At 41.8% G+C, this 16,089-nt stretch carries 15 protein-coding genes and 2 tRNA genes; 13 read left to right on the top strand and 4 right to left on the bottom strand.

Translation table 11 applies throughout. The annotated features are described in order from the left end of the window. Window positions 1-35: 35 nt before the first annotated feature. Genes BFS30_RS12075 through BFS30_RS12065 form a run of 3 tightly spaced genes read left to right on the top strand, consistent with a single transcriptional unit; the run spans window position 36 to window position 2,320 of the window. Window positions 36-698 carry a metal-dependent transcriptional regulator gene (locus BFS30_RS12075; RefSeq protein WP_069379532.1) on the top strand — a complete coding sequence of 221 codons (663 nt, stop codon included), beginning with the start codon at window positions 36-38 and terminating at the stop codon, window positions 696-698. A 15-nt stretch (window positions 699-713) separates the two neighbouring features. Further along, the gene (locus BFS30_RS12070; protein ID WP_069379531.1) at window positions 714-2,009 is read left to right on the top strand and encodes a DUF2130 domain-containing protein; all 1,296 of its coding nucleotides are present in this window, start codon (window positions 714-716) and stop codon (window positions 2,007-2,009) included. Window positions 2,010-2,014: 5 nt separating this feature from the next. Next, the gene (locus tag BFS30_RS12065; RefSeq protein WP_069379530.1) at window positions 2,015-2,320 is read left to right on the top strand and encodes a hypothetical protein; all 306 of its coding nucleotides are present in this window, start codon (window positions 2,015-2,017) and stop codon (window positions 2,318-2,320) included. A 19-nt stretch (window positions 2,321-2,339) separates the two neighbouring features. On the opposite strand, the gene rlmF is transcribed toward BFS30_RS12065, so the two are convergent. Both rlmF and BFS30_RS12055 read right to left on the bottom strand, forming a co-directional pair. Further along, on the bottom strand, window positions 2,340-3,281 hold the full coding sequence (rlmF, locus tag BFS30_RS12060) for a 23S rRNA (adenine(1618)-N(6))-methyltransferase RlmF (RefSeq protein ID WP_069379529.1): 942 nt from the start codon (window positions 3,279-3,281) through the stop codon (window positions 2,340-2,342). A gap of 43 nt (window positions 3,282-3,324) precedes the next feature. Next, the gene (locus BFS30_RS12055; protein WP_069379528.1) at window positions 3,325-4,728 is read right to left on the bottom strand and encodes an alkaline phosphatase; all 1,404 of its coding nucleotides are present in this window, start codon (window positions 4,726-4,728) and stop codon (window positions 3,325-3,327) included. Between the two features lie 168 nt (window positions 4,729-4,896). Here BFS30_RS12055 and BFS30_RS12050 point away from each other — a divergent pair, with 168 nt between their 5' ends. The 9 genes from BFS30_RS12050 to BFS30_RS12010 all read left to right on the top strand — a co-directional run bounded on the left by BFS30_RS12050 (window position 4,897) and on the right by BFS30_RS12010 (window position 13,183). Then, complete coding sequence (locus tag BFS30_RS12050; protein WP_069379527.1) at window positions 4,897-5,253, top strand: diacylglycerol kinase family protein; 357 nt, start codon at window positions 4,897-4,899, stop codon at window positions 5,251-5,253. Next, window positions 5,243-5,968, top strand: a complete 726-nt coding sequence (gene recO / locus BFS30_RS12045; protein WP_069379526.1) for a DNA repair protein RecO — start codon at window positions 5,243-5,245, stop codon at window positions 5,966-5,968. Before BFS30_RS12050 ends, recO begins: the two co-directional genes overlap by 11 nt. A 125-nt stretch (window positions 5,969-6,093) precedes the next feature. Further along, a tRNA-Val gene (locus tag BFS30_RS12040) sits at window positions 6,094-6,168 on the top strand. Between the two features lie 63 nt (window positions 6,169-6,231). After that, window positions 6,232-6,306, top strand: a tRNA-Val gene (locus BFS30_RS12035). 145 nt (window positions 6,307-6,451) lie between these two features. Beyond that, complete coding sequence (locus tag BFS30_RS12030; RefSeq protein WP_237028744.1) at window positions 6,452-7,051, top strand: RNA polymerase sigma factor; 600 nt, start codon at window positions 6,452-6,454, stop codon at window positions 7,049-7,051. 58 nt (window positions 7,052-7,109) lie between these two features. Beyond that, the gene (locus BFS30_RS12025; protein WP_069379524.1) at window positions 7,110-8,033 is read left to right on the top strand and encodes a FecR family protein; all 924 of its coding nucleotides are present in this window, start codon (window positions 7,110-7,112) and stop codon (window positions 8,031-8,033) included. Window positions 8,034-8,176: 143 nt separating this feature from the next. Continuing rightward, window positions 8,177-11,608, top strand: coding sequence for a TonB-dependent receptor (locus BFS30_RS12020; RefSeq protein WP_069379523.1), 3,432 nt, complete (start codon window positions 8,177-8,179; stop codon window positions 11,606-11,608). 21 nt (window positions 11,609-11,629) lie between these two features. Further along, on the top strand, window positions 11,630-12,421 hold the full coding sequence (locus tag BFS30_RS12015) for a hypothetical protein (RefSeq protein WP_069379522.1): 792 nt from the start codon (window positions 11,630-11,632) through the stop codon (window positions 12,419-12,421). Window positions 12,422-12,451: 30 nt separating this feature from the next. Next, complete coding sequence (locus tag BFS30_RS12010; RefSeq protein ID WP_157262909.1) at window positions 12,452-13,183, top strand: hypothetical protein; 732 nt, start codon at window positions 12,452-12,454, stop codon at window positions 13,181-13,183. 50 nt (window positions 13,184-13,233) lie between these two features. Here BFS30_RS12010 and BFS30_RS12005 read toward each other — a convergent pair whose 3' ends face one another. Both BFS30_RS12005 and BFS30_RS12000 read right to left on the bottom strand, forming a co-directional pair. After that, entirely contained in the window at window positions 13,234-14,028 is a 795-nt protein-coding gene (locus tag BFS30_RS12005; protein WP_069379520.1) for a hypothetical protein, read from the bottom strand. Window positions 14,029-14,071: 43 nt separating this feature from the next. Further along, complete coding sequence (locus tag BFS30_RS12000; RefSeq protein WP_069379519.1) at window positions 14,072-15,049, bottom strand: hypothetical protein; 978 nt, start codon at window positions 15,047-15,049, stop codon at window positions 14,072-14,074. A 306-nt stretch (window positions 15,050-15,355) separates the two neighbouring features. On the opposite strand from BFS30_RS12000, the gene BFS30_RS11995 reads away from it, so the two are divergent. Then, window positions 15,356-15,922: a hypothetical protein gene (locus BFS30_RS11995; RefSeq protein ID WP_069379518.1), complete on the top strand. Its 567-nt coding sequence runs from the start codon at window positions 15,356-15,358 to the stop codon at window positions 15,920-15,922. The last annotated feature ends 167 nt before the right edge of the window (window positions 15,923-16,089 follow it).

Below are 16,089 nucleotides of genomic sequence, written 5' to 3'. Positions count from 1 at the left end.
ATATAATTTGACATTTATTGTTTTATATTTGCAGCATGCTATCTTACACGGAAGAAAACTATTTAAAGGCTTTATTGAAACTGAGCTTTCAGAATGAGGATAAACCTGAGGCAGGCACCAATGAAATGGCCGCCTACTTGGGTGTGAAGCCTGCTACAGCAACAGACATGTTGAAAAAGCTGAAAGAAAAAGAATTGGTTACCTATAAGAAATATGGTAAAATACTGCTTACTGAAACCGGAAAACAAAGTGGAATTGCCATTTTAAGGAAACACCGGCTCTGGGAAACTTTTCTATACGAAAAGCTGGATTTCAGTTGGGATGAGGTTCATGAGGTGGCAGAGCAGCTGGAGCATATCCAGTCGGCCAAGCTGGTGAATAAGCTGGAAGAATTTTTAAATTTCCCTGAGTTTGATCCCCATGGCGATCCGATTCCTAAGGCAAACGGAGAGATTCCAACCATCGATAAGGTATTACTTTCAGCGCTGAAAGCGGATGAATCCTGTAGAGTTGTTGCGGTGAAAGATACTTCAACGGTATTTCTTCAATACCTGGAAAAGCTTTCTATCACGATTGGTACAGCGATCAAAGTGCTGGAACGTATCGATTTTGATGGCTCTTTAAGTATACAAATCGCGGATGAGGAGCCAAGAAATGTATCGATGAAGTTTGCAGAAAGTTTGTTTGTAAAGAGATAGTAGTAAATTGAAGATATGTCAACAGAAATAAAATGCCCTAATTGCGCACACACTTTTCCAATAGAAGAGGTAATGGCTGAGGAATATAAAAAAGACCTCAGAGAAAAGATGGTCACTTTTACCAAGCAAAAGGACGAAGAATACAATAAAAAGCTGAATGAGATCAGCCAGCAGCAAAAACAACAGGAACAGGCCTTTGAGCAACAGCACAAGCTTCAGGCTCAGGCATTCGAGCAAAAACTTGCAGAAGAAAAGAAAATCCTGCAAACTGCGCTGGAAGAGAATCTAAGAAAAAGCATTGCCAGTGATTTTGAGAATAAACTTCAAATGATGGACAATGCCAATAAAGAGAGTGAAGAGAAATTGAAACTCGCCCGTGCCAAAGAGCTTGATTTCCTGATGAAGGAAAAAGCAATGAAGGAAAAGGAAGAAGAAATGGAAATCCAGCTTCAACGCAAACTTCAGGAGCAACGGGCAGAAATGGTGGAGCAGATCAGAAAACAGGAAACAGAAAAAAATAACCTTAAAGATACAGAGCATCAGCTTCGGGTAAAAGAGCTCGAAAAGCAACTCGACGATCAGAAAAAACTGGCCGAAGAAATGAAGCGCAAAGCCGAGCAAGGTTCCATGCAGTTGCAGGGCGAAGTTCAGGAACTGATCTTAGAAGAACTTTTACGCAATGCCTTCCCCTTTGACTTGATTACTGAGGTTGGTAAAGGGGTAAGGGGAGCCGATTGCGTGCACCACGTCAGAAATCAATTTGGACAGGAATGTGGCAAGATCATTTATGAAAGCAAGCGTACCAAAGATTTCTCTATGGAATGGATTGAGAAACTGAAAAAAGACATGCGCAGTATAGGGGTTGATGTTGCAGTAATTGTTACACAGGCTTACCCTAAGGGCATGGATTGTTTCGGGGAAAAAGATGGGGTATGGATTTGTTCTTTTGATGAAGTAAAGGCGGTATCCTATATCCTTCGCGATGGCATTGTCAAATTATTTGGTGCGGTAAAATCACAGGAAAACCGTGGCGACAAAATGCATATGTTGTACGACTACCTAACCAGTAATGAGTTTTCTGAACAGTGGAAAGCCATCAGAGAAGGCTTCATGAGCATGAGACTTTCCATTCAAAAAGAAAGGGATGCCATGGAGAAACTTTGGAAAGCCCGTGAAAAACAATTGGAAAAGGTGATGTTAAACGCAGCGCATATCCGTGGCTCTATAGAAGGAATTGCTGGAACAGATACCATTCAACTCAGCCTTACTGATGATGAAGACGATGATGACGATGCACTATTATTAGAATAACACCGATGATCTACGCAAAGAAGAAAGTCCAAAATACGGCAAACCTGGCTGCTCAGACCGCTAAGATCATTGCTAATGTAAAAGAACTGGAAGAGAAGAATCTGATCCGTCTGGAAGAAAAGGAGATATATTTATATCCAGATATCTGGAAAGATAAAGCAACGGCCCTGAACTGGGTCAAATGTCTGCACCTTTACTACATGCTCAAAAGACGTTTTAAAGAAAGTGATTCCTTACTGTTCAAACATATAGAAACAGACGAGCTGATTGGCACTTTCAAAAACAAAAAAGCTACCGTACTTATTTTTTAATTCTCGTTCTTAAACAGGGTTACCACCTGTTTTTTCTCCAGTTGTTTTGTTCTTCTGGTGTGAGAAAAGTCCAGGCCACAAAACGGCTGATTTTCTGACCCTGGGCCATCTCTATCGTACGGATTTCGATTGGGCGCTGTCTTTCTAATGAACCGTAAATAAAAGGGACATTCATGCTTTTTGAAACCAGGGTCGTAAACCAAAAACATTGCTTTCCTAAAGTTGCGCTCTCTTCGATCATTTTACGGATAAAACCAACTTCTCCCCCCTCACACCAGAGCTCTGCCTGCTGGCCTCCAAAGTTAAGGACAGTACCCTTTCCCTTTTGCTTGCCCAGGTTTCTCAGTTTACGCTGACTTCCTGCCTGTGCTTCTTCTGCCGAAGCATGGAAAGGTGGATTACATAAGGTAAAATCAAAGGTTTCCCCTGGTTTTATGACTCCTTTAAAAATATGGTTTTTATGGCTCTGTAATCTTGGAAATACCGCAGCAGCTAATGATGGATTGATGGATGCGATGTTCTTTGCAGACTTTATGGCATAGGTATCCACATCAGATCCGGCAAAGGTCCATCCATACTCCTGGTGTCCGATGATCGGATAAATGCAGTTTGCACCCAGACCAATGTCCAGGCCTTTAATGTTTTTCCCGGTGGGGATCACGCCTCCATTTACCGAAGCAAGCAAATCGGCCAGATAATGGATATAATCTGCCCTTCCCGGAATCGGCGGACAAAGGTATCCTTCAGGAATATCCCAATAGTCGATCTGGTAGAAATGCTTCAGTAATGCCCTGTTCAGCAGCTTCACCGCAACAGGATCTGAAAAATCTATCGACTCATCGCCATAGGCATTAACCGCAACAAAAGGACGTAACTCCGGAATACTTTTGATGAGTTCCGGAAAATTATACCTGGAACGATGCTTGTTTCTTGGGTGTAAGACTTGTTTTTCTATAGACATTACCTTCGGCTAAATAATCGCCAAAGGTAATGTTATTTTAATTTCAGGCCTTCACTAAAAAATGTTCGGCTACTTCTGCGGCCTGTAACATCATGTTATGAAGTGCTGTATTTTTGATGAGCGGTTTTAGTTGCTCACTACCAGGACCGAACATCGCGATCTCTACAAAATCCGCAGCATGGTCCATTCCTGCCCATCCTACAGAAGTATGCTTAAACTGCATCTTTGCCATTTCATAGAACGGCAATTTTGCATCATTATACAATTGTCCTTCCTGAATATCTGAGAAATGAATCAGGAGGTCTTTGGCTTCAACATCCGTAATCAGCATACCCTGACCGGCATTGATCAGCTCAATTACCTGAGCAGGGCTTGAAGTCCGGTTCAATTGGTTCAGCACCCACTGATTGCTATGTTTAAATAACTGAATGCTATCAAAATTTTTATCCGCCTTGCTGCCAGAGAATAGACCCGGATTGGCATTGGCATGATCAGTAGTGATGATCACCAGGGTCTCTCCGTTTTTTTCAGCAAAGTCCATCGCAATGGCAACCGCTTCATCAAAGGCAAGCTGATCGAATATCAGTCCGCCGATATCATTTCCATGTGCTGCCCAATCTACCCTTCCACCTTCAACCTGTAATACAAAACCATCTTTATGGTCTTTCATTAAAGAGATGGCTTTAGTGGTCATTTCTGCCAGAGAAGGTACATCTTTAAGTAACTGAGGTGTATTTTTACGGTCTATTTCATAAGGTAGTCCATCTGGTGCAAAAATTCCTAAGACCGGATTAGCACCGGTATAAGCCATCATTTCTGATTTATTTTCTACCACTTTAAAGCCCTGGGTTAAATATTTAGGAAGTAAATTTCCATCTTTTCTTTTTGGTCCGAAATAATCAGCACCACCACCCATCATGACGTCAAACTTCAGGTTAAGGTACATTTCTGCAATCTCTTCCATTCCATTACGGCTATTGATGTTTACACAAAACCCCGCAGGGGTAGCGTGGGTGATCGGGACAGTGGTTACACAGCCTACTTTTTTACCCGATTCTTTAAATTTCTGAAGTATAGGTTGTGGTTTCTCACCATTAGGGCCTACGTTCAGCGAGCCATTATTGACCCGCATCCCTCCTCCCCAGGAGGAACTTGCCGCAGCAGAATCGGTGACCATAGAGCTGGCAGATGCCGTATCCATTAAACCGCGGGTTACTTTAGCATCACGGTACAATTGCATCCAGGTGCTGGATTTACCAAAAGCACGCTGTGCATAAAGATCGGCCATATTCAGTGTTCCCTGACTCATCCCGTCACTCACCAGCATAATGATGTTTTTTGCCTTTTTCTTTAACGCACCTGGTCTTGCCCATACCTCGTTCGCGGATATAAATGGCAAACCCAGTCCGGCCAGCAATCCTCCCTTTAATAATGATCTTCTATTCATTCTGTGTGTTTTGAGCAAAAGTATCATCTTAAGGATACCTGAGCCTTAACTCGCCGTTAAGGTATTGTTAACAGCGCATCAAATTGAGCAGCCGAATTTAAAAATTGGATATGTTGTAAAGCATGACGTACTTTGCATCAGGACAAACCCTAATTTAAGCAGCGTGGTATGGCTAAGTTTATAAAAAGTTTCGGTTATGCATTTTCGGGGATTGCTTATGCCTTTAAAAGCCAGTTTAACTTCAGGTTTCATCTGGCGGCACTGATTATTGTTGGTCTTGCAGGATGGTATTTTCACTTATCCAAGGCTGAGTGGCTCTGGATTATCGTTTCTTCGGGAATCGTATTGCTTTCAGAATTGTTCAATACGGCAATAGAAGTACTGGTAGATCTGGTTTCCCCTGGTATTCACCCACAGGCAAAGATCATTAAAGATGCTGCTGCTGGAGCAGTGTTGGTTGCGGCGATTACTTCGGTGATCATCGGACTGATCATTTTCATCCCCAAAATAGGTCATGCTGCATAAAACCCGCGGAATAGTACTGAAGACAACGCTCTACAGCGAGAATAGTGTCGTTGTACAGATGTTTACCGAGAAATTCGGCATCCAGTCTTACATGATCAACGGGGTTAAAAAGCCGAAAGCGAAAATCCGGATGAACATGTTACAGCCCTTACACCTGGTAGAAATGGTGGTTTATCACAAGGCGAATGCGAGTATCCAGCGGATTTCGGAATTAAGGCCCAGCCCTATTTTCCGTAGTATTCCTTATGATATTATAAAAAGTACAATTACCATGTTTCTGAATGAGGTTTTGTATAAAAGCATCCGCCAGCAGATGTCAGATGAGCATTTATTTAACTTCATATTCAATGCCATATGCTGGTTTGATGAGTCCGAAGAACTGAATGTAAATTTCCATCTTGCTTTTTTACTAAAGCTCTCCCGTTACCTGGGTTTTGCCCCAAGCGCTGAGACAAAAAGCAACCAGAGTTATTTCGATTTACAGGAGGGGGAGTTTAAATCCATGCCCCCTGTACACCCTTATTTTATAGATAAAGTGGACGCTGCACTCTTCATGTCTTTGTATACACTGCCGTTTGAAAAAATAATTGAAATAAAATTAGAAAATAAAACCCGTCGCTCCATCCTCGATAAAATACTGGTTTACTACACCTTACATACCGCTTCTTTTGGAGAAATCCGCTCACACCAGGTACTCGAAGATGTACTCTCCTAAAAAAGCTGAAAATATTTTTGCAAAAATGATTTAAGGGTGTATATTTGCAATCCCAAAACGAAGGGAACTTTGACAATCGAATACGGCTTACTCAGCTGGTTTAAATACGAAAGAGTAGAATCAAGGGGAGATTAGCTCAGCTGGTTCAGAGCACCTGCCTTACAAGCAGGGGGTCACTGGTTCGAACCCAGTATCTCCCACAAAAATCTGAAAAGATTTTTAACCACAACAATACTCAGTTGTTAAAAAAGAGTAGAACCAAGGGGAGATTAGCTCAGCTGGTTCAGAGCACCTGCCTTACAAGCAGGGGGTCACTGGTTCGAACCCAGTATCTCCCACGAAAAGGAGATGATCAAAATTGGTCATCTCCTTTTTTTATGTCAAATACCTACCTGCAGGGCCTCTTTTTAACAGCTAAAATTTCTTTGTTTTGATCATGATAAGTTAACAAAATGGTAACCTGGCTGATGCTAACTTCGCAGGGTGAATCAATCGACACTTAGGGATCTGGATTTAATCACCGCCATGAAAAACGGCGATCAGAAAGCTTTTGAAGAGCTTTACGAACAACATTGGCCGGAAGTTTACACCATGATCTATCGACGTATTAACGACAGAGAGGTAACTAAAGACATCTTACAGGATATATTCATTAACCTTTGGAATTATCGTCACCGGATTATCGCCGAAAGGTCATTGGCTCCCTGGCTGAACAGCGCAGCAAAAAAGCAGACCATATCCTGGTACCGGAAACATATCAGCACAAAGCAGAGAGAAACCCTTTACCAGGAAAACGAAACTTTGATAGTCCCCCCTCCCACTGAACTCGAGACGAAAGAACTACAGGAATTGCTGGACCTGGAGATTGAGAAGATGCCGGACAATATGAAACTGTCATTTCAGTTGAGCCGTTTCGAAGATAAATCGATCAGGGAAATAGCGGCCGAGCTTTCCCTATCCGAACAAACCGTCAGGAACAACATTTCGATGGCCCTGGAACGCCTTAGATCACTGACAAAGAAGTTCTATTCAGAGCCTGCAAATCTTGCTGGGGTACTCGCTATACTGTTAACAAAAATTTAACTTATTTATAGCTATTCCTTAAAGTACATTTTGACTTTCGCTGCGAAGAGTGGTATGTATGGCAAAGAAAAATATATTCAGTGAAAGGCGCAGCATAGATGAGCAGGCTGAAGTCTGGTTTGACCGCACAGATGATCGTGTACCTTTTGAAGCTTTTTCCAATCAACAGGAAAAAACAAGGACAGGCGAAGAAATGCTCGACGAAATCCGTCGGAAGATAAGCACACAAAGACATCGCAGGCTTTGGCTTAATGTTGCCGCAGCTGCAGTGCTATTGATTACTTCAGGAACTTTCGGTTATCGCGCTTACCTGACTTCAACATCCTCCGTTACCAGGCAGGCATGGGTCAGCTATGCGGCTAATAAAGGAGAGTTTAAAAAGATCCGGTTACCTGACCGCTCCACGATCCATTTGAGACCCGGTACAAAGGTTGCCATTGCCCAGCCTTTTATACAACAAAACCGTGAAGTAAAGTTAACGGCAGGAGAAATCTACTGTGAAGTCAGCCATGATCCGGCACATCCCTTTCTGGTACATACCTCCCAAATTACCACCCAGGTGCTGGGAACTAAGTTTATCATTAACAATGATCCCCTGGCAGCAGATATCCGCGTGACCTTACTCAGCGGAAAAGTTTCCGTACGCAGTCAAAAAGCACAGCTAGGCATTTTATTACCTAAACAACAACTTTCTTTTAACAGGGTAAACGAAACTGTAAAACTCGACAGCACAACCTATCTGGCCGAGAACTGGCTGAGCGGGGAGTACATTCTTGACGATGTCCAACTGAAGTCTTTTGCACAAACCTTTGGCAATGCCTTTTCTATGGAAGTCAGGTTTAAGCAAAAAGCACTCGAAAACTTACCTATTTCGATTCAATTTTATCGGACGGACAACCCTAAAACTATTCTGGATCTCCTGAAACTGATACATGGACTTAATTATCAAATCAAAGGCAAGGAGGTAATATTGATGAGATAGTCTACTAGAAAAAAAACGGTATCTATTGGATAGATACCGAATATTTTGGTGCTTGCCTACTGACAGAAAATTGCAGCTTCCTCGTCATTCAAACAGCAAACACCAGGTTTAACTTGTAAACACAATAAAAGTATTAAAAAATAATGTCTATAATCAAAATAGGTGTGAAAATATCACTGATCCTATATTTCGTCTCCATTAACATCATGACTTCGCTGTATGCCAGTGAAGCATTTCCTCAGGCCCTGGAAACAAAAGTTGACATCCGGTTTAGAGAAGGTCAACCTTTGTCTGTCGCCCTGGAACAATTAAGAGCTAAAGCAAAAGTGAGGCTTGCTTACGACCCTTCACTTGCTAAAAACGTATCCATCAAAGCAGCAGACTATCATGAAGAAAAGCTTAAAAACATCCTTCTCCAGCTATTGAAGCACAGTAACCTGACATTTATGGAACAGGGAGGCGCAATAGTGCTCTACACTAAAGATCATCATCCTGCCAAAACTCCCGTTCAGCAACCCGGCAGGATTGCCGGAAAGATCATCGACGACCGTGGAGAACCGCTTCCCGGAGCCAATATCAAGCTCATTCAGACTGGCCAGGTCACTCAAAGTCGTGTAGACGGAAGTTATACCCTCAATATTGCCGCTGGAAATTATACACTTGAACTGAGCTATATTTCTTTTCAGACCAAACGCATTACGGATATAGAAGTAAAAGCCGGTCAGGTAACCAACCTTAATATTGTACTGAATCCTGTTGCCAACAGTTTAAATCAGGTAGTGGTTACAGGAACTTTCAAAAAAGAGAGTGTGAGTGCCCTGTATGCCCGTCAGAAAAATGAGGCGAACATTTCAAATGGCATCAGCAGAGAACAGATTTCTGCATTGCCGGATAAGAATATCGGTGAAACCCTGAAGCGCATTTCAGGGGTAAGTGCCAACGATAACCGACGCGTAGTGATCAGGGGCATTGCCGAGCGTTATAATCTGGCAATGATGGATGGGGCCACACTACCCAGCACAGACGTACAGGTACGGGACTTCGAATTTGATATCATTCCGAGCAACCTGGTAGATAATGTGGTGGTCTCCAAAACAGCTACTCCGGATATGAGCTTTGGTTTTGGTGGAGGATTGGTGCAGATCAATACCATAGCAATACCTAACCAGAATTTCATGTCCTTCAGCTTGGGGAGCAAGTACATCAATGGAAGTACTGGCAAGGATTTTTTGGGATATCAACGTGGGAAAAATGATTATCTGGGTTTTGATGACGGGGGTAGGGATCATTTTCCAAAGGATCTTTTAATTTTTACACAAACAAATTATATCCCCACGGATCCGGCCAATACCAATCCACCTCCAGGAGTTGAAAAAGTTACGCCCGATATGATTGCTGCACAAAACAAAAAAATCGGTGGTTTACAAAGATTTGGAACCCGTGTTTATCAGACTGCTCCCGGACAGAACTATCAGTTTACCCTGGGCAGAAGTTACGGAATAAAGGAAAGCCGTTTAGGATTTGTAGGGTCGCTGAGTTACCGCAATGAACAGGCTATAGACGACATTACCCATTATGAGCGCGGCCGTTTCAACAAGCTCAGCAACAGTTTATACGATCCGGTTACCAACAAGGAATTACAGGAGACAACAGCCAGTCAATATAATTTTACCAGCAGTTTGGCGGCATTGGTTAATCTAGGCTGGAACACCAAAAACCACAAGATTACACTGCGTAATTTCTATTCCCGCGTATTCAACAACCAGTTCTTTCGTGTTTCCGGCTGGGGCGAGGATATCGGCTATGGCGAAGACCCAGCCATCAACGAATATGACCGTCCGAAATTTGTTGATCTGCTCCAGAACCGCATCAGTGCTGAACACACTTTTGGCAGGTTAAAGTTCGACTGGGGTGTGGCACGCAATCGTGTGAACAACCATGAGCAGGATGCTGTAGACGCAAACCTTCGACCTATAAAGACGCTGAATAGCACGAACTATGTTTATCAGACCAGTAACATTACTGAAAACCCGGGTCCCTTAAGCCGTTCTTCCTATAAATACATAGAGACCAACTGGGCAGCCGACGCTGCACTGAGCTACAAGTTCAATATCGGGAAGTCGGCACAGGTGTTCAAAGCCGGTTATCAGTTTCTGAATAAGAAGGGTGATTTTGCCTGGAGCGTTTTACCAATTGGTGCGGCAAAGGGCTTTAAAGATGGCTATACCCCGGTACAAACCTGGAACATTGATTTTAATGATCCCCTGCATGACATCTACTATCACCCCGCTGATTTCAATAATAATAACTATACAGGCAGGAATAGCAACCAGGCCTGGTATGGGATGATGGACAACCGTTTCAACAAATGGATTCGTTTGGTGTGGGGGATCAGAGGAGAGTATTACAAATATGAAAGGATAAAGGATTCTGCTGCAGATAAGGTTGCGCTATCGGAAATTCAGAATCTGGAAAACAACCGTTATGTAGACCTGGAAACCGGCAATCTGGTGCACAAAACCCTCGATGCCAGCGCCGATGAAAAGAAATGGCTGTATATGCCTTCTGCAAACCTTACCATTACGCCACTTGCTGACTTCAACATACGGGCATCCTTTGCCAGGTCTGCTGTCAGGCCTGCATTGATTGAGAATTCCAGTTTCGCACGTTTCAACCATCTTCATGGCAGGATACAGCGCAATACTGGTGTAGTCTCTACGCTAATTTCCCACTACGACCTGCGTTTGGAATGGTATCCATCAGCGGGCGAGGTGCTCTCTGCCGGTTATTTCAAAAAGCATTTCAAAAACCCTGTTGAGATGTATGTTGACGTGACCACTACCAGTGGGGCAATTGATTTGATCACTGCCAATTCAGACTATGCCGATGTTAACGGATGGGAGTTAGATTTGCGTAAAAACCTGGGCTTCATCAATAAAGACTGGGATTTTTTAAGCGATATCTATTTCAGCGGAAACCTTACGCTTCAAAATTCAGAAGTACAGGCAAGTGCCTTCCGCTATTCCACTATGGGGGAAGGAAAAGATAATGACGGCAAATCCTATTCCTACCGAACCAAAACCTATTTGAGAGAAAAGCGGGCGCTATATGGTCAGGTACCGGTATTATATAATATTGGGCTACACTATACAGGAGATCGTCTAAGCGCCAACGTAGCATTCAATCATTCGGGCTACAAGACATTTACTGTAGGGATGCAACCCCAATATTCTGAACTCGAAAGGCCACGTAATCAGTTGGATGCCCAACTCGGGTATAAGTTCCTGAAAAGTAAAAAGATGGAGGCCCGGTTAAATATGAGCAACCTACTCAACAGCCCGTACCGTTTCTTCATTAACTCCAGTGATACTTATAAATTAAAACCAGGAGCAGATATCATGAAGATGAGGGAATGGTCGGATGTCTATGAATGGAAATATGGATTTTCGGATAAATATGAAACAGGTTACACTGAGACCAATTCAGAGGGAAAAGTTAAACGGTTTGGCGATACAGATACCTTCATCCGTAAGATCGGTACCTCATTCAGCCTGACTCTTTCTTATAATTTTTAATACGGATTAATTTTTAGCATCATGAAATTAAATAAACTATACTTAAGCTGCCTAAGCATTTTGATGCTGGCATTGACTGCTTGTAATAAGGGAGATCAGGATTTTCTCTATAAAGATGAGCTGTTTAGCATCAGTATGAACGGCTACAATGCAAGTAGTGAAGAGCTGATGGTTAAGTTGGATACCACTGACTTTCGCACTCCATTGCCGCCTAATTCCCGTTTTGAAAATACAACTGCTTATACTTTCAGACCAAATCAAAATCGGATTAAGCTAAGGGTTACTGAGAAGATTTCCGGAAAACTGGTGCTGGAAAGGGAGCTGAAAAAAGAGGATCCTGGAATAAAAGTTAACTTTCTATACATAGATGGCCGGACCAGTCCGATGCCGGAAAAACCCGCTGTTGAAGAGGGTAAGCTCAACCTGATCTATATGTTCCAACCAACAACCACCAATTACGCAGAACCTGTTGACTTTGTGGTTGGTAAATATTATGCGGTACCTAAGGTATTCGAGGAGCTTGCCAGGGCAAAAAATGTGAAACCTTATGACTTCTGTCCGGCTATTACATTACCCACATTTTCTACCCTCAAACAAGAGTATAATGGGGTAATGACCACAGTCTCGTTTGTGGTACGTATCTGTAAGACGGGAACGGACATCCCTTATACTGATGGAACGGAGTACACCTGGAATCCGCTATCGTCCACAGCGCCAAAACCAGTGTCATCCACTTCATCTTCCAAACTTTACATTTTCTCTGAAGCTCCTTCAGGAGCTGTCATGAGATTTTTTACCCGATTAGATCAATAGCTATCAACAATGAAACAAATCATAATCAATATGAAAAGACTAATGCTTCTTGCCATTGCAACAGCAGGACTTGTTTCCTGCAATAAAGAGGAGATCAAGACAAAAGCGGTCAGCATACAAATCAGGGGTTATAACATCGGGAACAGTGAACTGGAAATTTCCCTGGATGCATTGGTCTACGATAAATTTAAGACCGAACCTGACAAGCAATTGAATTTTAGTAAAGTGTATACTTATCCTTCTACCCAGGGGCAGGCCTCATTAAAAATTAAAGATGTGATTTCCGGAAAAGAGGTATATCAAAATCAGTTGAGCCTCAATACTCCTGACCTCGAACGTTTTTTCCCATTTGTGTTTATCAACGGCAATCCCCTGGAGATCAAAGCTCCGGCGGCAGATCCTTCAACCAACAAGATGGCTTTTTATATTTATTATCCTCAAAGTAACGATGCGATAGATATTTTCATGAGGAATGAGGCCGGAGAAACGGTCTATATCGCCAAAAATGTAAAACCTGCTACCTGGACCTATGCAGATTATGTGACTACTGAAGGTTTTAAAGATACCAATAAAGATTATACCTGGTACTTTGTCAAAGCAGGCACTACAGACCAATGGGCCTTTAACGATAGCGAGTGGATGAGCCAGGCTGGGACCAGTTTGCTGTATATCCCCAAACAAGGGGAAACAGGGAGGGTACAAACCTATTTTGTGACACCAGCTGGTAACCAACTGGATGCAATCAGCCTGTTTAAAATTTAAATTAACCTACTTTTTGAACTGAGCCCCGGAGATTTATCCGGGGTTCTTGATTAACGCGTATCTGATCGCCTATGAAAGCTGGAGACCTTAAACTGTTTTAAATCTACGCCTTGTTCTTCAAGCATCTTATTCAGTATGCCTACGCTTCTGGCAAAAGCCAGTGAATCTATACCCGGACGGTTATTGTCCTTTTCGTAAGCGGTCATATAAAACTTATAACCTTTTATGTTATTCAGATATTTCGAGCTGACCATCATGGGTAAATTGCTGAATTTATCGGGATTTAAGTCTGTCACCTGATCAAAACCTATACCCCAGGTACTCAGAAAAGGACCATTATATAAATGCGGATATCGTTTAACCTTCGCTGAATCCTTAGGCAGCTGATCCTCTTTATCAAAACCCATAAACCAAAGGGCCTTATTTCCTTTTTCTTTATCAAAAAGAATACTTCTATTGGCAATAAACACGTTTTTTTGTCCGCAGTTGAGTAGTAATAGGAAACCCAGCGAGTCTTTTTTCTTTACAAAATTTTCCGCATCTAAAACATCAAGGATCATACTACTCACATTGGCGGCATTGTATTTACCCAAATTATTTGGCACCCAATCAGCTTCTACCGAGGTATCGTTGCTGTATACAAAAATACGGCCCTGCAGGTCAAGCAAACTATCTATGCTGGCAGCAGATTTAGCCTTACTTTCTTTCACATTTGCGCTAATTCCATCAAAAAGTTTTCGCTCTTCCTCCTTGATTTTATCCGTTTCAGAAGAAATAAACATCGTGCCCAATGCCAATGCAGTGAACAAGATAGAAGTACCACTAACAACCGTTTTTTTATTCATCGAAGATCTGTTGCTAAGTAAATATACTGCATTTGTTTGTTTTTTATGAGCTCATTCCGGGCCCGCTTCTGTCTCCGGAAATCTCTTTAATTAAAGCATCACATTCCTGGAAAGCCTGATAAATATATTTGTTCCGGTGTTTCTCCCCCTGACCGCTAAAAGATACCGATTTCCGCATCAGGCTTTGCATCCATGCTTTGGTCTGCAGGCAATAATCAGGATCTTCTGTTTTCAAAAAATTAAAGGTATTGAACCTGTTGAAACAGACTTTAGTTCCATTCATTTCTGCCAGATAGGCAATGGTGCCTAAAACATCGCAATTGTACCAGTTAAAAGTATGCGATATGTCGATTGTTTTTTTGCTGCTCATAGCATACATATTCATATCTGTAAGACAATAGCGCAATTGCACCACCAGCTCCTCTGCCAAAGAATGATCGCCGATATACCCTGCTTCAAACGCATACCTGATCTGCTCTAAACTTCCATGAATGCTGTTCTTTGCCCATATCTCTGTACTGGGTATTTCGAGATAAATACGGTTTAGTTCCCGCGCAACTGCGGTGATGTTCTCTGTGACAAATGATCTTTCAAATTTCTGAGGCGTACTGCTAAGACTTTCGAACCAAAAAAACAGTTTAAAAGCGGTAAGTTCAGGGTACTTAAAAAGGTGAAACAAAGGGATATCATCAGTTACAATGGTGAGGTGCTTCTCTTTAGCGGCCTGAATCAGCTTGAGGTTATTCAACAGATCAAGAAGATAGTCTTCCATATTTGGTGCTCCTCCCTCTATCTTAGGATAACTGAAAGTGACAGTTGGCGTTTCTTCTGGCTGATATACGATCGGTATTTTGAAGGTATCCGACAACCTCACGATCTGCTGAAGAGTCAATGCACTCTTATTTCTGATCTTTTTATAAGCTTCATTTAAACTAATGTCTAAACAATCAGCGATGCTCTGTGCAGGATTCTGGTAGGCTGGCAGGGTCAGCTTCAGGCGGTCAATAAAATTCCGTTGCATATTGATCATTAAAGATTATCATTTACCATTATTGCCGTGGTTATTATTCGCTTTTTCATTCAAATCTACACTCTAAGGTTATTTATGAAGTGAAATAAGGGCAATTCCAAGATAAGAATTAATCTTAAAGATTATTAAATGAAATACCAGAGTCTTTTTAGAATAATTAAAAGATTCCTTTGCCGCTACATTTGAGCTCAAATCTAAAACGAAATCAAATAAAACCATCATAAGCATACCGCTTACAAAGCTCAATGAATATGCTTATGACAGCTTCACAACCATTAAAAATCAAATTATATTCTAATGAAAAGTAACATAATTTTAATCAGCATGGCATTCGGTTTAATCTTTGGAAGTAAAACCTTTGCTCAGGAAACAGACGATCTGGTATTTGAAGAATACAACAACTTATACATCCAGGTGGAATTCGGCAAGAACAATGACAAGATCAATATGTTGCAGGGAGGTATAACCCTTGAAATGGAGAAAAATTATTACAAGATCAAGGTGACTTCGGCTGTTGAACGAAAATACAAGACGAAGCAATACCTTGGAAAAGTTCATCCCGAAATTTCAGACTTCAGTCTGATCATGGGCAGAAGCTTCAAACTGATTAGGTATCAACGGTTTCATTTTGGAACTGGTTTATCATTTGTTACCCATGTGGTCAAAGGCAATATCCAGGATTCCGACACTTCTCCTCAGGACGAGAATTTTAAACAGCGCTACACCGTAGGTTTACCAGTAGAACTGAGGTACAGTTTTAATTTTAACAGAAATATTGCGCTGAGCTGTACCGGACATGTTAATGCCAATCCTATAAAAAGCTTTACCGGGCTTTCAGCTGGAATTATGTTAGGCCTGTTTTAAAGATTGAAATCATCATCAGAGAAAAGCTCATCCAGGGTTTTTCTCTGATTTTTGAGCATTTCGGCTTCCCCGTCCATTCCATTTCTTCCGGATGATATCGCTTCTTATTTCATCAATCATTATTTATTTTTCGTTATCTTAATTCCGTCAATAATGAAATTAAACTA

The organism is Pedobacter steynii, assembly GCF_001721645.1.
In the GTDB taxonomy this organism is placed as follows: Bacteria; Bacteroidota; Bacteroidia; order Sphingobacteriales; family Sphingobacteriaceae; genus Pedobacter; species Pedobacter steynii_A.
The sequence above is the reverse complement of the archived record's forward strand: the minus strand, read 5'-3'. Positions and strand labels throughout refer to the sequence as shown.